At 38.3% G+C, this 19,210-nt stretch carries 15 protein-coding genes, 2 tRNA genes and 3 pseudogenes; 1 reads left to right on the top strand and 19 read right to left on the bottom strand.

Features of this window, described 5'->3' with window-relative positions; all coding sequences use genetic code 11:
• Window positions 1-28 precede the first annotated feature (28 nt).
• The 17 genes and pseudogenes from ACFINE_RS04715 to ACFINE_RS04635 all read right to left on the bottom strand — a co-directional run bounded on the left by ACFINE_RS04715 (window position 29) and on the right by ACFINE_RS04635 (window position 17,596).
• Complete coding sequence (locus tag ACFINE_RS04715) at window positions 29-1,705, bottom strand: ribonuclease J (RefSeq protein ID WP_375621228.1); 1,677 nt, start codon at window positions 1,703-1,705, stop codon at window positions 29-31.
• Between the two features lie 45 nt (window positions 1,706-1,750).
• Window positions 1,751-2,561, bottom strand: a pseudogene (locus ACFINE_RS04710) (biotin--[acetyl-CoA-carboxylase] ligase).
• On the bottom strand, window positions 2,561-4,015 hold the full coding sequence (gene nuoN, locus ACFINE_RS04705) for an NADH-quinone oxidoreductase subunit NuoN (RefSeq protein ID WP_375621227.1): 1,455 nt from the start codon (window positions 4,013-4,015) through the stop codon (window positions 2,561-2,563). Before nuoN ends, ACFINE_RS04710 begins: the two are co-directional and overlap by 1 nt.
• 17 nt (window positions 4,016-4,032) lie before the next feature.
• Complete coding sequence (locus tag ACFINE_RS04700; RefSeq protein WP_273791287.1) at window positions 4,033-5,502, bottom strand: NADH-quinone oxidoreductase subunit M; 1,470 nt, start codon at window positions 5,500-5,502, stop codon at window positions 4,033-4,035.
• Window positions 5,502-7,466: an NADH-quinone oxidoreductase subunit L gene (nuoL, locus tag ACFINE_RS04695; protein ID WP_375621226.1), complete on the bottom strand. Its 1,965-nt coding sequence runs from the start codon at window positions 7,464-7,466 to the stop codon at window positions 5,502-5,504. Before nuoL ends, ACFINE_RS04700 begins: the two co-directional genes overlap by 1 nt.
• Before the next feature lie 6 nt (window positions 7,467-7,472).
• On the bottom strand, window positions 7,473-7,781 hold the full coding sequence (gene nuoK / locus ACFINE_RS04690) for an NADH-quinone oxidoreductase subunit NuoK (protein WP_273791275.1): 309 nt from the start codon (window positions 7,779-7,781) through the stop codon (window positions 7,473-7,475).
• A 14-nt stretch (window positions 7,782-7,795) separates the two neighbouring features.
• Entirely contained in the window at window positions 7,796-8,416 is a 621-nt protein-coding gene (locus ACFINE_RS04685; protein ID WP_375621225.1) for an NADH-quinone oxidoreductase subunit J, read from the bottom strand.
• Between the two features lie 94 nt (window positions 8,417-8,510).
• Window positions 8,511-9,002 (bottom strand): NADH-quinone oxidoreductase subunit NuoI, encoded by a 492-nt coding sequence (nuoI, locus tag ACFINE_RS04680; RefSeq protein WP_273723184.1) that lies wholly within the window; start codon window positions 9,000-9,002, stop codon window positions 8,511-8,513.
• 14 nt (window positions 9,003-9,016) lie between these two features.
• Complete coding sequence (gene nuoH, locus ACFINE_RS04675) at window positions 9,017-10,063, bottom strand: NADH-quinone oxidoreductase subunit NuoH (protein ID WP_375621293.1); 1,047 nt, start codon at window positions 10,061-10,063, stop codon at window positions 9,017-9,019.
• 21 nt (window positions 10,064-10,084) lie between these two features.
• Window positions 10,085-12,154: an NADH-quinone oxidoreductase subunit NuoG gene (nuoG, locus tag ACFINE_RS04670; RefSeq protein WP_375613455.1), complete on the bottom strand. Its 2,070-nt coding sequence runs from the start codon at window positions 12,152-12,154 to the stop codon at window positions 10,085-10,087.
• A 68-nt stretch (window positions 12,155-12,222) separates the two neighbouring features.
• Entirely contained in the window at window positions 12,223-13,527 is a 1,305-nt protein-coding gene (gene nuoF, locus ACFINE_RS04665) for an NADH-quinone oxidoreductase subunit NuoF (RefSeq protein WP_375613456.1), read from the bottom strand.
• Window positions 13,528-13,656: 129 nt separating this feature from the next.
• Window positions 13,657-14,347, bottom strand: a pseudogene (gene nuoE, locus ACFINE_RS04660) (NADH-quinone oxidoreductase subunit NuoE).
• Entirely contained in the window at window positions 14,347-15,537 is a 1,191-nt protein-coding gene (locus ACFINE_RS04655; RefSeq protein WP_375613457.1) for an NADH-quinone oxidoreductase subunit D, read from the bottom strand. Before ACFINE_RS04655 ends, nuoE begins: the two are co-directional and overlap by 1 nt.
• A 121-nt stretch (window positions 15,538-15,658) precedes the next feature.
• Window positions 15,659-16,270, bottom strand: coding sequence for an NADH-quinone oxidoreductase subunit C (locus ACFINE_RS04650; protein ID WP_375613458.1), 612 nt, complete (start codon window positions 16,268-16,270; stop codon window positions 15,659-15,661).
• Between the two features lie 14 nt (window positions 16,271-16,284).
• Window positions 16,285-16,866, bottom strand: a complete 582-nt coding sequence (locus ACFINE_RS04645; RefSeq protein WP_375621224.1) for a NuoB/complex I 20 kDa subunit family protein — start codon at window positions 16,864-16,866, stop codon at window positions 16,285-16,287.
• The gene (locus tag ACFINE_RS04640) at window positions 16,857-17,222 is read right to left on the bottom strand and encodes an NADH-quinone oxidoreductase subunit A (RefSeq protein WP_005773599.1); all 366 of its coding nucleotides are present in this window, start codon (window positions 17,220-17,222) and stop codon (window positions 16,857-16,859) included. Before ACFINE_RS04640 ends, ACFINE_RS04645 begins: the two co-directional genes overlap by 10 nt.
• A 297-nt stretch (window positions 17,223-17,519) precedes the next feature.
• Window positions 17,520-17,596: transfer RNA gene (locus ACFINE_RS04635), tRNA-Asp, on the bottom strand.
• A 173-nt stretch (window positions 17,597-17,769) separates the two neighbouring features.
• On the opposite strand from ACFINE_RS04635, the gene ACFINE_RS04630 reads away from it, so the two are divergent.
• Window positions 17,770-17,845: transfer RNA gene (locus ACFINE_RS04630), tRNA-Val, on the top strand.
• Between the two features lie 34 nt (window positions 17,846-17,879).
• Here ACFINE_RS04630 and ACFINE_RS04625 read toward each other — a convergent pair.
• Both ACFINE_RS04625 and ACFINE_RS04620 read right to left on the bottom strand, forming a co-directional pair.
• A pseudogene (locus ACFINE_RS04625) lies at window positions 17,880-18,313 on the bottom strand (XRE family transcriptional regulator).
• A 119-nt stretch (window positions 18,314-18,432) separates the two neighbouring features.
• Entirely contained in the window at window positions 18,433-19,125 is a 693-nt protein-coding gene (locus ACFINE_RS04620; RefSeq protein WP_375621223.1) for an AAA family ATPase, read from the bottom strand.
• Window positions 19,126-19,210 lie beyond the last annotated feature (85 nt).

Here is a 19,210-nt window from a genome sequence, read left to right as displayed (position 1 = left end):
TTTTTAATAACGTAATAGAAAAGTTCTTTTATTTTGACCGATGTAAAAAAACTGTACAGATAGGTTTTTTTTGCCAAATTTCATGAACAGCCGCTCTTACTGCACGTCGTGTTGCCTCTCGAATAAGTTCATTATTTTTCTGTTTCATGCGTGGGATATTATAAACTGTGTTTTCTACGATATCTAAAAGAATATCTTTTAAACTTTCCCCCTTTCCATTACTTTCAGGTAACCCGAATGTTGTTAGACCTATATCCCCTAATAATTCATGCTTACTATTTATATGGAGAGAAATAGTAACATGACCAGCATAACTTAGTTTACGGCGTTCACGAATCCCTAATTCATCTTCATCTCCAATTAAGCAACCATCCTTATAGATGCGGCCAACAGGAACTTGATCAATAACTTCTACAGGCTCTGGTGCAAGACGTAACATATAGCCATTTCTGATATCCATAACAGTTTTAATACCCGCTTGACGTGCTAAAATTGCCTGAGCCTTAAGATGCATTGCTTCCCCATGTACAGGGACAAGTATTTGTGGCTTTATCCAATCATACATCTGTAAAAGTTCTGAACGACGGGGATGACCTGAAACATGAACAAGTGCATCTTCATTCGTAATAATTTTAATACCCAAATCAATGAAACGATTTTGTACCTCAATAATCGCTTTTTCGTTTCCTGGAATACTTCGTGATGAATAAATAACGGTATCACCAGCGGAAAGTGCAATATTTTTCATTCCATCACGTGACAGTTTAGCCAAAGCAGCACATGGCTCACCTTGGCTCCCTGTGACAATTAAAACAAGATCTTTTCGCGAGATGTAGCCATAATCATCTTCCGTTACAAATGGTGCTAAATCATTCATATAACCAAGCTCTTGTGCAACCATAATACTTCGCTTAAGGGAACGCCCAATGACAAGCACCTTACGTCCAGCAGCTTCAGCTGCAAGAGCAATAGAACGTATCCGACCAATATTAGAAGAAAAAGTTGCTATCGCAACGCGCCCTTCAGCTTTAGAAATAATCTCTGAAAGACTGGCTTGAACTTGCTGTTCTGAAGGAGAGATACCATCCCGACATGCATTTGTGGAATCACAAAGTAATGCTAAAATACCTTTTTTGCCTAAAGCACGAAATCTTTTTTCATCGGTTACAGCCCCGAGTGAAGGGGTATGATCAATTTTCCAATCACCAGTATGAATCACAGTCCCCAAAGAGGTTGTAATTGCTAAAGATACAGATTCTGGTATTGAATGGTTAACGGCTATAGCCTCTACAGCAAAGGAACCTACCTGAAAACAATCACCAGCTTGAAAAATATTGAGTAAAATTTTTTGAGATTCAAAATCTAATTGTTTTTTAGTTTCCAATAATCCTGCCGTAAAAGGCGTACAGTAAATTGGTACTTGTAACTTTGGACATAAATCAAGAACGGCCCCATAATGATCTTCATGTGCATGTGTTAAAACAAGACCCCGTATATTGTGTTTTTCACTTTCTAGAAAACGAATATCAGGCAAAACAAGATCGACACCTGGTAATTCAGAACCAGCAAAACTAACCCCCATATCAACCAGCAGCCATTCACGAAGACTTTGGGGACCAAATCCGTAAGCAGCTAAATTCATCCCTATCTCACCTACACCTCCCAGAGGTAAAAAAACAAATTCATTCTTATTGGCTGCAACCATAAACATCTCCCAAATCATTAAGGTATTTGATGATAAAATAATTTTTCAACAACGGCCTGCATTAGACAGAATCAGCCAAACCAAAATGAACATCCCCAGCTGTTATAATTGCTGTCTGACCGTCTTTTTGCTTTATGATGCAGTTAAAATCACTATCAAGACCATCAAAAATACCCTCAATGACTTTTTCATCATTCACCACTTTGACATATTTCCCAAGATGAGCGGAGTATAAAAGCCATTTTTTTCGGATTATTTCACATCCTTTTGGTTGTTTCCAAAGAAGGTAATTTTTAGAAAAACACTCCGTCAAAACCGTAAATAATTGTTCTGCATCAATATGCAAACCGATATTCTTTAAGCTTGAAGTGGAATAGGGCGCATCTTCATAATTATATTTCACATTTATTCCAATACCAATAACCAAGGCATATTGTTGTGATGACAATTTTAAAATCTCAAGCAAAACTCCAGAGCTTTTTTCTCCTCTGAGCAAAATATCGTTTGGCCATTTTAAGCTCACAATATTGTTTGTCTGCTTTTCCTCTTTTATCAATTGTTTTATTGCCTCTGCCACACTTACTCCAGCAACAAAACCAAGTTGAGCCGCAGTTTGATGAACAATATCATCAATTAATAAAAGACTAGAATAAAGGTTCCCTTTTGGACTAGACCAAGTCCTCCCTCTTCTTGCTCTTCCCTGTGATTGTTCTTGTGCAACAATCCAAAGATTACCTTGATGACCAGTTTGCGCTTTTCGTTGCGCAATGAGATTTGTTGAATCAACACTATCGTACGCTTCAACAGTGTATCCCTGTTTTTGTGCAAAATCTGATAAAGTATAAACCATATTCATTAAAACAATGCTGTTGCTGCTTTTTCTGCTAGCTCAGCGAACCAAACTCCAAAAAGCGCGTAAAATAAAATAAAGAATACAGAAAGACCAAGACAAAATTGAAGCTCTTTCGATAAAGCAACAAAATGCGCTTGTGCATCATCAAACCACATAATTTTAATGACTCGCAAATAGTAAAAAGCCCCAACGACAGACGCTATCATCCCAACGACAGCAAGTGGCGTAAGTCCAGCGTGGACAGCAGCAGAAAAGGTATACCACTTTCCAAAAAAACCAGCCATAGGTGGTATACTGGCTAAAGAGAAAAGCTGTATTGTCATCACAACAGCCATAAACGGATTCGTCTTTGCTAACCCTGAAAGATCATAAATATTTTCAACATTTCCATTCTGAGAGCGCATTCCAAGAATAAAGGCAAATGAACCAAGCGTCATTCCAAGATAAATAGTCATATAAAGGATAACACTTTTTATCCCAAGCATATCTCCAGCAGATAAACCAACAAGTGCATAACCCATATGACTGATCGACGAATAAGCCATTAAGCGCTTAATATTATTCTGACCGATTGCAGCAAAAGCACCCAGTATCATTGATGCAATCGCCATGAACACCAAAATTTGTTGCCATGCAGGCATCACGTTATCAACACGCCCTAGGGGAATAAAGGTCACCACAATAATACGGATGATTAAAGCCATTGCAGCAACTTTAGGGGCACCAGCAAAAAATGCTGTAATCGGTGTGGGCGCTCCTTCATAAACATCAGGTGTCCACATATGAAACGGAACAGCAGAAATTTTGAAAGCCAAACCAGCTAAAATAAAGACAATTCCAAAAATGACCCCCAATTGTACATTTTTGCCTTTTAAAGCAAGAGCAATTTCGTGAAAACCAATTTGACCGGTAAAACCATAAAGCAAAGAAATACCATAAAGAAGCAAACCTGAAGATAATGCTCCTAAAACAAAGTATTTTATACCGGCTTCAGAAGATTTTACATTATTACGATTAATCGCTGCTAAAACATATAAAGCTAAAGATTGCAGCTCTAACCCCATATAAAGCGACAGCATATTACCCGCTGAAATCATAAACATCATTCCAAGGGTTGCTAAAAGAACAAGTACTGGAAACTCAAATATATTAAACTTTTGTGCATTGGCAAAACCAACAGACATGATAAGAGAAAAGAGTGCACCAATAAGCATTAAAATTTTCATATAACGACTAAAGGAATCGATAACGAGCGCATTGGTTTGAAATGAACCATTTTTCGGAAAAATTATAAGAATAATAATGGTTGCCACAAGAATTGCTATGGCTAAACCTGTCACTGTTAAAGAAGCACGTGTATTGGAATAAACACCAATCATAAGCAGCACGACAGCTCCTAATGCAATTAAAAGTTCTGGAAGAATTAAGACTAATTGCGCTATTATTTCAGTTTGCATGTGCATTCTTCCCTTATCTAGTGCAGTTTATTGATGAGGGTTTCTACGGAAAACGCCGTTGCCTTAAGAATAGGCGTTGGATAGATACCAAAGAATATTGTAAGAATAACCATTGGATAAAGGAGGAATTTTTCTCTTAAAGAAAGATCTATTAATACTTTTAAATTCTCTTTATCCAAGGAACCAAAAACCACACGCCGATAAAGATAAAGGGCATAGGCTGCCGATAAGATAACACCTGTTGTTGCTAAAACAACAACCAATTTATTTACTTGAAAAACACCTATTAAGGTTAAAAATTCACCCAAAAATCCTGAGCTTCCAGGCAAACCAACATTTGCCATGGTGAAAATTAAGAAAACAACAGCATATTTAGGCATATTATTCACTAAACCACCAAACGCTGAAATTTCACGTGTATGCAAGCGATCATAGATAACCCCAACACAAAGAAACAATGCTGCTGAAACAATTCCATGGGATAGCATCTGATAAATAGCCCCTTGTATCCCCTGTTCATTCGCAGCAAAAATACCCATCGTTACATATCCCATATGCGCTATTGAGGAATATGCAATAAGTTTTTTGATGTCACTTTGAACAAGTGCAACCAGTGATGTATAAATAATAGCGATAAGCGATAATGTGAAAACAAAAGGCGCAAAATCTGCTGAAGCGATAGGAAACATAGGCAAAGAAAAACGAAGAAAACCATACCCACCTAATTTAAGTAAGACACCAGCTAAAATAACAGAACCCGCTGTCGGTGCTTCTACGTGAGCATCAGGGAGCCATGTATGAACTGGCCACATTGGCATTTTAACTGCGAAAGAAGCAAAAAATGCAAGCCATAGCCATATTTGCATATGAGCAGGAAACTGATAATTGAGTAAAGTTGGTATATCAAGTGTCCCAGCCTCCCAATACATAACCATAAGAGCAACCAGCATAAGCACTGAACCAAGTAAAGTATATAAGAAAAACTTTATACTTGCATAAACACGACGTGCTCCTCCCCATACACCTATAATGATAAACATTGGAATGAGGCTGCCTTCAAAAAAAACATAGAATAGCATTGCATCAAGAGCACAAAAAACACCAATAATCGCAACTTCTAGAAGAAGAAACGCAATCATATAGGCTTTTAATCTCTCTTTAACATTCTCCCAACTTGCTAAAATACAGAAAGGCAAAAGAAAAGCCGAGAGAACAACAAAAAGAATAGAAATACCATCGACCCCCATATGATAGCTAATACCCCCCCCTAACCAACTGGATTTTTCAACCATTTGAAAATTTTGGTTGCTAGAATCAAATCCTATCCAAATAATTAAAGAAATAATAAAAACAAATAGAGTCGTAAAAAATGCGACATTACGTATATTATGGCGTGCTACTTCACTATCATCTTTGATAAACAAAATCAGAAGAACACCAACAAGCGGCAAAAATGTAACCGTAGAAAGAATAGGCCAATCGGTCATTAGTTTACGCCCCCGATCATCATCCATGTAATGAGCAATGCAACGCCGATAAGCATTGCAAATGCATAGTGGTAAAGATAGCCTGTTTGCATTCGAACAACTCTATTTGTAATATCAACAACACGCGCTGCAATACCATTGGGACCTAGACCATCAATAATCTTACCGTCTCCCACTTTCCAAAGAAAAGAACCAATTCTAAAGGTAGGACGAACAAATAAAAAGTTATATAATTGATCGAAATACCACTTTTGGTAAAGAAAGTGATACACTCCTGGCATAATACGCGCCATTTTCTTGGGAAGAGAGGGAGCCACAATATAAAATAAATAAGCCAACATAAACCCAAGAATCATTGCTATAAAAGGCGACCATTTTACCCAATTAAAAACATGGTGAGCATCATGAAGAATATGATTATGGCTGCTTGTAAATAATGCTCCCTTCCAAAAAGCATTATACAAGTCACCAAAAAAGTAAGGTTGGAAAACGACACCAGAAAATATTGCTCCAATAGATAAAAGAAAGAGTGGAATCAACATAACTGGAGGCGATTCATGAACATGATGCATAACATCAACTGTTGCCCGTGGTTTACCATGGAATGTCATAAAGATAAGTCGCCATGAATAGAAACTTGTTAAAAAGGCAGCAAAAACAAGAAGATAAAAAGCATATCCTGAAGCAATATTATGAGATGCAAAAGCAGACTCTATAATCGCATCTTTTGAGAAAAAACCTGCAGTCCCGAAAAGTGTTCCTGGAATTCCAACACCGGTCAAGGCAATGGTCCCGACCATCATCATCCAATAGGTGACCTTTATATGTTTGCGTAACCCACCCATTTTTCGCATATCTTGTTCATCAGATACAGCATGAATCACAGAACCTGCACCAAGAAACAATAAGGCTTTAAAAAAAGCATGCGTAAAAAGATGAAAGACAGCAGCGCCATAAGCTCCAACACCTAATGCCACAAACATATAACCAAGTTGAGAGCATGTAGAATAAGCAATAACACGCTTAATATCGTTCTGCACCAACCCCACAGTTGCTGCAAAAAACGCTGTTGTTGCACCAACAATAATAATCACGGTCAAAGCAGTTGAAGAAAGTTCAAAAATTGGCGACATACGCGCAACCATAAAAACACCAGCCGTTACCATTGTAGCGGCATGAATAAGCGCTGATACAGGGGTTGGTCCTTCCATTGCATCAGGCAGCCAAGTATGTAAAAGAAATTGTGCGGATTTTCCCATCGCACCAATAAATAATAAAAGACATGTAATGGTAATTGCCGTCTGCCCATCAAATTGCCAATCTAAAAATGTCATATTTTGTATAAAGCTCTTGTCGGCAGCTTTTGCAAAAATAGAGGCAAAATCAACCGATTGGAACAAAACAAAAATACTAAAGATTCCTAAGAGAAAACCAAAGTCTCCAACACGGTTAACTACAAAAGCTTTCATTGCGGCCTTATTAGCAGAATCGCGCTGAAACCAAAAACCAATGAGTAAATAAGAAGCAAGTCCGACACCTTCCCATCCAAAAAACATCTGAATCAAATTATTGGATGTGACCAACATAAGCATCATAAATGTAAACAAAGAAAGATAAGAAAAAAAACGAGACCTTGAAGGGTCATGGTGCATATAACCAATTGAATAAATATGCACCAATGCCGAAACACTGTTTACAACAATAAGCATGACAGCTGTTAATGTATCAACATGTAAAGCCCAATTAAAGCTTAAGTCACCAACAGTCATCCAATGTAATATCAATACATCAATCGCTGGAATATGACCAAGTGCAATACTGAAAAATGCTATCCACGATAATATGGCAACAACAACCATAAAGCTACATGTTATCAATTCACTCGCACGATCTCCTATCGTTTTTCCACCTAGTGCAGCAATTAAAAAACCCAAAAGCGGAAGAAAGACAATCGTATAATACATCACTGGTTAGCCTTTCATTACATTAACATCTTCAACCGCAATGGAACCACGATTACGGAAAAAAACGACCAGAATTGCTAAACCAATGGCAGCTTCAGCAGCTGCTACGGTTAAGACAAATAAAGCGAATACCTGACCAACGAGATCATGAAGAAATGCTGAAAATGCAACAAAATTGAGATTAACTGAAAGCAATATAAGCTCAATGGACATCAAGATAATAATCACATTTTTTCTGTTGAGAAAAATTCCAGCAATACCAATTGTAAACATCAAAGCAGAAACAGTGAGATAATGTGTAATATCAATATACATCTACATAGCCCCCCTTACATACCTTTGCCTGATTCAACTTGTTTGATTTCAATGGCACTTTCTACCGTTCTAGAAACTTGCTCCGCAATAGATTGCCGCTTTACTCCTAATTTATGACGAAGTGTTAAAACAATAGCTCCAATCATTGCAACCAATAAAATCATTCCAGCAATTTGAAAATAGAAAACATAATCCGTATAGAGAATATCACCTAATGCTTGTGTATTTGTTCGCTGCGCTAAATCTGGCATTGGTTGCGTAACATGCGTTCTCAAGACTGGAGAAAAATAGCTACTCATAAAAACAACAATCAATTCTACAGCGATAATAATGCCAATAAGAGCCCCAATCGGAGCATACCGAAGAGTTCCACTCTTTAACTCAGCAAAATCAACATCAAGCATCATAACGACAAATAAAAATAAAACAGCGACAGCTCCAACATAAACAACAAGCAGAATAAGCCCCAAAAACTCTGCTCCTGCAAGTAAAAACAAAGCTGCTGCATTAAAAAATGCGAGGATTAAAAACAAAACAGAATGCACTGGATTGCGTGCTGTAATAACAATAACTGCACTTGTTAGCATAATAAAAGCAAACAAATAGAAAAATGCCGCCGCTAGATCTGTTAGCATAGGCTTCTCCTTAATTATTCAAACAATTGGTATAAACTTCATACCAGATTACAATTTATCGGAAAAATATCCGACACCTCATTTAACGATACACTTAACGATAAGGCGCATCCATCAATATATTTCGAGCAATTTCTCGCTCCCAGCGATCTCCATTCAATAAAAGCTTTTCTTTATCATAATAAAGTTCTTCACGTGTTTCCGTCGCAAACTCAAAATTTGGACCTTCGACAATAGCTTCAACCGGACAGGCTTCTTGACAAAAACCACAGTAAATACATTTAACCATGTCTATATCATAACGGACAGTTCTACGTGTACCATCATTGCGCCGTGGCCCAGCTTCAATTGTAATCGCTTGAGCAGGACAAATCGCTTCACATAATTTACAAGCAATACACCGTTCTTCACCATTTGGATAGCGACGCAATGCATGCTCACCGCGAAAACGCTGAGATACAAAACCTTTTTCATAAGGATAATTAATCGTGGGTTTTGGTGAAAAAAATTGACGCATAGCTAAGAAAAAAGCACTCACAAATTCCAATAGAAGAAGTGACTTTGCCGCCTGAATAAAACCTGACATCGTAAAATCTCCTCTTAAACGAAATCCGTAAACTTTAAAAAAGCAGCAGTTATCACAACCATTGTTAGTGAGAGAGGAAGAAAAACCTTCCAACCAAGCCGCATGAGCTGATCATAGCGATAACGTGGAACAAATGCTTTGACCATAGCAAACCAAAAAAATACAAAACAGACTTTTAAAACAAACCAAATGATACCAGGAACCCAATTAAGCCACCAAACATCTAAGGGAGGCAGCCAACCGCCTAAAAATAGAATGGTTGTTAATGCGCACATTAAAACAATCGCAACATATTCACCTAGAAAGAAGAGCATGTAAGGCGTTGAAGAATATTCTACCATATGACCAGCAACAAGTTCGGATTCTGCTTCCACCAAATCGAATGGAGGACGATTTGTCTCTGCAAGCGCAGAAATAAAAAATATAATAAACATTGGAAAAAGGACCAACCAATTCCAATCGAGAAAACTGTTAAAAGGAAGACCAAGAGTTGTACCAAGCCCGTGCGTTTGTTTAAAAACAATTGTTGTGAGATCTAACGAACCACTTATTAAAATGACAGTCACAAGCACAAAACCAATGGAAACTTCATAAGAAACCATTTGTGCCGCCGAACGAAGAGCTCCTAAGAAAGGATATTTTGAATTTGATGCCCATCCCCCCATAATAACACCATAAACTTCAAGAGATGAAATGGCTAAAATATAAAGCAAGCCAACATTAATCTTTGCAATCTCCCAACCCTCATTGACAGGAATAACAGCCCAAGTTGATAAAGCAAGTGTCGCTGAAACAAAAGGAGCCAAAAGAAAAACACCCTTATTTGCACCTGCAGGGATAATAGGCTCCTTAACAACAAATTTAATTAAATCTGCAAAAGACTGTAACAAACCCCATGGTCCAACAACGTTTGGTCCACGACGCAATTGTACCGCTGCCCAAATTTTTCTATCTGCATAAAGAAGATAAGCAACTAAGACCAAAAGAACGACCAAAAGAAGAAGTGTTTTTCCGATTATAATGAGTAATGGCAACAGCCAAGTCATAAAGAAATCATACATCATTATTCCTTTTCCTTTGCCTTACTTTACTGTTTGTGTAGCACGGTTTTTTGCAAGAGATGAACATTCAGCCATAACAGCAGAAGCACGTGCTATCGGATTTGTTAAATAAAAATCTTTAACCATAGAAGTAAATGCTTGACTCTCGAGAGAAACCATTTTTGAACCAAGCGCCTTAAGACCACTTATATCAGAAGGCACTATATCATCAACAGCACAAAGGTGTGGATAATCATTAAACAAGCATTGCCTTAATTGAGAAAGAGAATCAAAAGGGAGCTTTTGTCCTAAAATATCCGATAAAGCACGCAAAATAGCCCAATCTTCTTTTGCTTCACCTGGAGCAAAACCAGCCCGATTTGTCATTTGAACACGTCCTTCTGTATTCACATAAAGCCCTGATTTTTCAGTGTAAGCAGATGCAGGCAAAATAACGTCAGCAGCATGTGCACCATTATCACCATGGCTCCCAATATAAACTGTAAAAGCTTTTGTATTGGCTAATTCTACTTCATCAGCACCAAGCAAAAATAGAACTTCACAGGTTTTAAGTATATTTGCAACCCCAAGCTTAGAAGTAAAGCCTATGTCCAACCCTCCAACAATCGAAGCTGCATTATGAAGAACCCCAAACCCATTCCATGTCTCACTAAGAGCACCTATATTATCAGCTAATTTAGCAAGACTTTTTAAAACAGATAAACCTTCACTTCCTGAAACCGCTCCCTCTCCGATAAGAATAAGGGGCCTCTTCGCTTCTTTTAAGACATTAAAAAAAACATCCTCTCCACGAATAAGTGTCGTTAATGTATCACTCCCAGATCCAAGGTAAGAATAAGGATAACGTAAATCGACTTTCTCTCCAATTAATGCAATAGGAAAATTGCCCATCCGTTGGCGCTTTAAAATACGCGCATTTAAAACAGCTGCTTCATGACGTGGATTAGATCCCACAATAAGCAGTGCATCAGCCTGTTCAATACCTACAATTGTAGGATTAAAAATATAACTCGAGCGCCCAAACTCTGGCGATAAAGCCCCCCCTCTTTGACGACAATCAAAAAGCGTTGAGCCCAAAGAACTCAATAATGCTTTAAGGGCATACATTTCTTCAACAGAAGCAAGATCCCCCGCAATGGCTCCAATTTTTTCTGGAAAAATTTTAGAGATTACCATTTTAATTTTTGCAAAAGCTTCTGTCCAACTGACAGGTTGAAGCTTTCCATCTTTGCGTACATATGGCTTATCAAGCCGCTGAGTCCGTAATCCATCCCAAATAAAACGCGTTTTATCAGAGATCCATTCCTCATTTACATCTTCATTCGTACGCGGCATAATCCGCATAACTTCACGGCCGCGGCTATCAATACGGATAGCACTACCAAGCGCATCCATCACATCAATCGATTCCGTTTTTACCAATTCCCACGGACGGGCATGAAACGCATAAGGTTTTGAAGTTAGAGCTCCCACTGGACAAAGATCAATAACATTTCCCTGTAATTCAGATGTCATAGCTTTTTCAAGATACGTCGTAATTTCAGCATCTTCACCACGACCGATCAAACCAAGCTCAGAAATACCTGCAACTTCCGTTGTAAAACGAACACACCGTGTACAATGAATACACCGTGTCATAACAGTTTTGACAAGAGGTCCAATATATTTATCTTCTACAGCACGTTTATTTTCTGTATAACGAGAACAATCTCGTCCATAAAGCATTGCTTGATCTTGAAGATCACACTCTCCCCCTTGATCACACACTGGACAATCCAAAGGATGATTAATGAGAAGAAATTCCATAACACCTTCACGTGCTTTTTTTACCATCGGTGTATTGGTAAAAATCTCAGGTGCCTCACCGTTAGGCCCTAATCGTAAATCACGAACCCCCATAGCACAAGAAGCCTGAGGTTTTGGTGGACCACCCTTAACCTCAACTAAACACATACGACAATTTCCAGCAATTGACAAAGATTCATGAAAACAAAAACGTGGAATTTCTGCCCCAGCCGCCTCAGCAGCCTGAAGCAACGTGTAGTAATCAGGAACTTCAATCTCTTTGCCATCAACTTTGATATTTATCATCACCCATCCAACCTGCGGATAACCCACTTAAAATTTGCATTCGGTCGCTCTTAAAACAAAATCCTTTATTAAACCGCTTCTAAAGCAATATTTTTGCTTTGGACTACATTTCGCGTGTATTCATCAATTCTACGCTCGATTTCTGGACGAAAATTACGTATCAACCCCTGTACAGGCCATGCGGCAGCATCACCAAGCGCACAAATAGTGTGTCCTTCAACCTGTTTAGACACTTCAAACAAAAGATCAATCTCGCGTTTTTGCGCTCTTCCCTCAACCATACGCCCTAAAAGACGCATCATCCATCCCGTCCCCTCACGACACGGTGTACACTGACCACAACTCTCGTGCTTGAAAAAAGCAGCTATACGCCAAATTGCCTTGATAATATCGGTTGATTTATCCATAACAATCATTCCCCCTGTGCCAAAAGAAGACCCGACATCTCGCATCCCATCAAAATCCATGATCGCATCGATCATATCCTCACCACGAACGACTGGACAAGAAGCCCCCCCTGGAATAACTGCTAAAAGATTATTCCATCCACCACGAACACCACCCGTATGTTTTTCAATTAATTCACGGAATGAAACACCAAGAGCGTCTTCAAATGTACAAGGTGCATTAACATGCCCTGAAACCATAAATAATTTCGTTCCAACATTATTTGCTCGTCCGATTGATGAAAACCACGAAGCACCCCGCCGCAAAATCGTTGGAACAACGGCAATAGACTCTACATTATTTACTGTTGTTGGACAGCCATAAATCCCCATATTGGCAGGAAATGGTGGTTTAAGCCGAGGTTGTCCCTTTTTTCCCTCAAGACTTTCAAGAAGAGCTGTTTCTTCACCACAAATATAAGCACCCGCTCCATGATGAATAACAATATCACAAGCATGCCCATATTTCGTTTTTTTGCCAAGTAAACCCGCATCATAGCATTCATCAACGGCAGCTTGAAGCGCTTCACGTTCACGAATATATTCACCACGAATATAAATAAAAGCAACATTGGCTCCCATAGCAAAAGTAGCGATTGCACATCCTTCAATCAAAGTGTGGGGGTCATGACGTAAAATATCACGGTCTTTACAAGTTCCAGGTTCAGATTCATCGGCATTGACAACCAAATAATGAGGACGTCCATCATTCTGCTTTGGCATAAAGGACCACTTCATTCCAGTAGGAAAACCAGCACCACCACGACCGCGTAAACCCGATGCCTTCACTTCATCAATGATCCAATCACGACCTTTGTCAATCATTTCTTTCAGACCATTCCAATGCCCACGCAACATCGCAGCCTTTAATGATTTGTCTTTTAAACCATAAATATTGGTGAAGATACGATCTTTATCAGCTAGCATACCCCACCTTTTTTTCTATTACCCATAGCATTTTCTGCTTTTCCTCAAATGCAATTTTTAAATATCTTTTCAAGATTTCTTACTTTTCGTTAAATGTTGCCATCATGGGTAGAATAATAAAATATTTTCTCAAGAAAAATACTTAATTATGTTCCCCATTCTTTCCTTATCCTTTTTTGGTGAAGACTTGAGAGATCTTTTTTTCTTTCTCATCATCAATAAGAGAAGTTAAACCACTAATCGGTTCCGACGATTTACGACTATTTTGCGGACCAACCTCTATCTCAGAACCCTTACCTGCTTCAAATGCATCAATAATTTCTTCAAGGCGTTCAGCTGTAAGATCTTCATAAGTATCTTTAAAAATCATAACCATCGGAGCATTCACACAAGCACCAAGACACTCCACCTCTTCCCATGATAAGGTTCCATCCTGATTGGTCGCAAAAGGTTCATGATGAATTTTTTTCTGACAAACTTTAATCAATTCATCAGAACCACGTAACATACAAGGCGTTGTACCACAAACTTGAATATGCGCTTTTGTTCCAACAGGCTTAAGCTGAAACTGAGTATAAAAAGTAGCAACTTCTAAGACACGGATATAAGCCATGGAAAGAATCTGAGCAATATGCTCAATCGCAGCACGTGTCACCCAACCATCTTGCTCTTGAGCACGCATTAATAATGGAATTACAGCAGACTGCTGACGCCCTGCAGGATATTTTTTTATGGTATTTTTTACCCATATCTGATTTTCTTTTGTAAAAGAAAACTCAGCCGGCTGATAAACATCATCTGCAAGACGGCGTACGGACATTAGCGATCAACCTCCCCAAAAACAATATCAATCGAACCCAAAATAGCTGTAGCATCTGCTAACATATGACCTCTGGTTAAAAAATCCATAGCTTGGAGATGAGCAAACCCAGGAGCACGCAACTTGACACGATAAGGCTTATTGGTTCCATCAGAAACAAGATAAACACCAAACTCACCCTTCGGAGCTTCCACAGCAACATATACTTCTCCAGGAGGTGTATGAAAACCTTCCGTATAGAGTTTAAAGTGATGAATCAGTGCTTCCATCGAGCTTTTCATTTCACTCCGCGTCGGTGGTACAATTTTGCGATCCAAGCTCGAAACTGGTCCATTTTTTTCAGTACTCAGTAAACGCTCCACACATTGGCGCATAATTTTCGCTGATTGACGCATTTCTTCCATACGAATAAGATAGCGATCATAACAATCGCTATTTTTACCTATAGGAATATCGAATTCCATTTCATCGTAACATTCATAAGGCTGACTTTTACGCAAATCCCATGGAACACCAGCTCCACGAATCATAACCCCAGAAAAACCGCGTGCCCAAGCTTCATCAATACTTACAACGCCAATATCCACATTACGCTGCTTAAAAATCCGATTTGGGGTCACAAGCGCATCAAGTTTTCCGAGAGAAACAAGAAATGGATCAATAAAATCACCAATATCTTCAACTAAAGATTCTGGTAAATCTTGATGCACGCCACCAGGACGAAAATAATTTGCATGAAGACGAGCACCACAGGCACGCTCATAAAAAATCATCAATCTTTCACGTTGCTCAAATCCCCAAAGCGGTGGTGTTAAAGCACCAACATCCATTGCCTGTGTCGTTACATTAAGCAAATGATTAAGAATACGCCCAATTTCAGAAAACAAAACACGTATTAATTGCCCTCTTTTAGGAACTTTTATATCTAATAACTTTTCAATAGCAAGAACAAAAGCATGTTCCTGATTCATAGGAGCAACATAATCCAAACGATCTAGATAAGGACCAGCTTGGAGATAAGTCTTTGTTTCCATTAATTTTTCAGTACCGCGATGCAACAACCCAATATGTGGATCTACACGCTCAACAACTTCACCGTCCAGCTCCAGAACCATGCGCAAAACCCCATGCGCGGCAGGATGCTGCGGACCAAAATTGATATTAAAGTTTCGAACATTGACCTCAGCCACAATCAACCCCTTGCTTTTTAAAAAACTTCATATCAAATATCAAAAAAATCTATCACGCTAAAAAATATTTAATTATTTAAGAAATACAGTACCCTAATATAATGCCTTATCAAAACCAATATTATTTTTTTTCATCTGCTTTCCCATCACATGGCAAAGTATACTGTCCTCCTTCCCAAGGAGAAAGAAAATCAAAATTACGCATCTCTTGGCGCAAAACAACAGGCTCATAAATCACCCTCTTTGCTTCATTATCATAACGGCATTCAACAAATCCTGTCACAGGAAAGTCTTTGCGTAAAGGATATCCTTCAAACCCATAATCTGTTAAAATCCGTCTCAAATCCGGATGTCCTGAAAATAAAATCCCATACATATCATACGTTTCACGTTCATACCACTCTGCGCCAGGATAAACTGTACAAGCTGAAGCAACAGGAGTATTTTCATCTGTACGAACTTTTACACGTAAGCGTAAATTCTCACGAGGAGATAACAATTGGTAAGAAACATCAAAGCGCTTATCGCGAGAAGGATAATCCACACCACTAATGTCTGTAAGATTAATAAATTGACAACGAGAATCATCACGAACAAACATTAAGACATCGATAATTGCATCAAGACGTGCCACAATGGTCAATTCACCAAAAGCAAGAACAGTCTCTTCAAGCTTATTTTTTAATTTGTTTTCCAAATAAGCAGCAAGCTCAACCAATGTTTCATCCACCATGACAAGAAAACTCTCTATCGCTCTATGGATCCGGTACGACGGATTTTTTTCTGTAGCAACAATATGCCGTATAATAATGCCTCTGCTGTAGGTGGACACCCTGGGACATATATATCGACAGGCACGATACGATCACATCCCCGCACTACTGAATAGGAATAATGATAATATCCCCCACCGTTTGCACATGATCCCATAGAAATCACATAACGTGGCTCTGGCATCTGATCGTACACTTTTCTTAAAGCAGGAGCCATCTTATTTGTTAGAGTACCTGCCACCACCATCACATCTGACTGGCGGGGTGAAGCTCGTGGTGCATATCCAAAACGCTCATTATCATAATGAGGCATTGAGCACTGCATCATTTCGATAGCACAACAAGCCAAACCAAAACTCATCCACATTAAAGAACCGGTACGTGCCCAAGTAATCAAAGCATCTGCCGAGGTAACTAAAAAACCCTTATCTGACAATTCAGCATTGATATCACGAAAAAACTCATCTTCAGATCCTATCAGCCCACCAGTATTTGGATCAATGATTCCTTTTGGTTTTGGAGCCTCAATCGTTGAATTATTATATCTTAATTCCATTCAAGGGCTCCTTTTTTCCATTCATATATAAATCCAATAGTCAAAATCGCTAAAAACACAATCATCGACCAAAAGCCAAACATACCTATTGATTCGAATGAAACAGCCCAAGGAAAAAGAAATGCAACTTCAAGATCAAAAATAATAAATAAAATTGATACCAAATAGAAACGAATATCAAACTTCATGCGTGCATCACTAAATGAATTAAACCCACATTCATAAGCCGATAATTTTTCAGGATCGGGGGAACGATATGCTACAATGTAAGGTGTAATCAACAAAACTCCAGCAATAACCGCTGACACAATAATGAAAATCAAGACTGGCAAATAAGAGCTCAATAAATAAGCCATAACCCTCTTCCATCGTAACGAAATGCCTGAGTTTAACACAATGATTCAATATTGCGAGACCAAACAGACAAATTTAACAATCGCTCTATTAACTCTATTCATACTGCTTCTAAGGCATACAGAGCGATACTTTTCTTATCGGCATAGGTAACGCAGAGCAAAGAAAGACGCAAGCCCTATTCTTATAAACCATATAAAAAGAAAGAAAAAACATATCTATTCCCAATCAAACACTCCACCACATTACTCATAGCATATGGATATTTTAAAAAGGAAATTTCATAAGGAATCACGAAATGGCGCGAGTGACGGGGCTCGAACCCGCGACCTCCGGCGTGACAGGCCAGCACTCTAACCAACTGAGCTACACCCGCGCATTTTTTTCGAACCAATTTAATTTGGTACAAGCGGTCGTGTAAGGGGTTCATGCGTTTATGTCAAGAAGGATTCTGCATTTTTAAAAAAAATTATCAAATCCCATCTTTATTCTTGCGTTTAGAAAAATTCTTCCTTAAATAGTCTCCATTCAATTGCTGATCATTGCATTGGGCGATTAGCTCAGCTGGTAGAGCGCCTCGTTTACACCGAGGATGTCGGGAGTTCGAGTCTCTCATCGCCCACCATATATCTTTATATTCCTATTAAGTTTTTGATTCTTCATATATTTTTAAAAGATAAGGGATGCCTAAATAAAGTTAGGGGAATATGATTTTTATTCTTTTCTTTACAAAGCGCATTCTTTTTGCCAGCTTTCTCTAACAATTTTTTAATAGTTCTAAATCTTCTTGTGAAATAATGTTTATCAGTCTAGCAAACATACCAACAGCTTCACATCTAAATGTATCAGAAGACTTTATAGTGAAACTTTTACAATAAGAATCCGATTCTCTTTTCAAAATTTCTGCTACCTCTTGATCTAAACTATAAAGCTCTATGATCTTTTCCTCCAGTCCTACAGGAACAGATTTTTTGCTAATCTCGACAGAAGATAAAAATCCTACAGATATGTCTAATTTCTTAGCCATATCTAAGAGGCGTTTGGAGTGATCAATGCGAAGTTTCCGTAAAATTTTACCAAAGGGTGTAAGCATTTAAATAAAACGCGTAAGGGTATAAGCTTTACGGCATAAACTGAGAAAATTATCCACCAATAATATGTTTCACGCAATCAGCAATGTGATTTACCTTCTTTGCATTAGCAGCAACTCCATTAAATTTTTTTTATAATCCAATCAGCTCCTGTTCCAAGGTGTGTAATCCATGTTTTTTGAACAATAGGCTCAACAGCCCTCACAGTTTCTTCAGTAGATGTAGTTAATTCCAGAAATCTTTCACAAACAATTCGAGGCGCTTCAAAATCATTTGCTTCATTACGTACGGTAAACAAATTATCCAAATTATCGTCGTTAATAAGATAAGGGGAATGCGTCGAATAAATTACTTTATTGCCCTTTATGCTCGATAACGTTTGTAAGGAGCTTAATATTTTTCTCTGTGGATGAATATGTAAATTATTTGCTGGCTCATCCAATAAAAAAACTATTCCATTTTTGCTTCTATGCCTGCGAACTTCTGTAAGAACTTTAAAACAAAAAAACCAACGAAACCCTTTACTTCTCTCATGTAAATAAAAAAAGAGGTTATTTGCTTTAATTTGTAAACAATAATCTACAAAACCACTGACAGTATCGTGATCACTATTAAATTTTTCTATTATACAATCATCAAAAAGGCTCTTCCCTTCAGTAATATCCACCCAACCTTCCTTCACTACTGACTTCAAATAACCATTGATCAATCCTATACGCTGCTTAACAGCATCGTTGTCATCACAATCGACAATATCTTCCTGAAAACTAATACCAAGATTTTTTCTTATTTTGCACTCGATTGGATGAGCCATAAACATACCGACATGCTTGGCTCGCATCTCCAAGACAAGTATGGGGACTTATGGGATTCATGACCACTCTCCACCATTCTGTCAA

Source organism: Bartonella sp. AA97HXZ (assembly GCF_042196985.1).
Classification (GTDB): Bacteria; Pseudomonadota; Alphaproteobacteria; order Rhizobiales; family Rhizobiaceae; genus Bartonella.
This window is presented reverse-complemented; position numbering and strand designations above follow the sequence as displayed.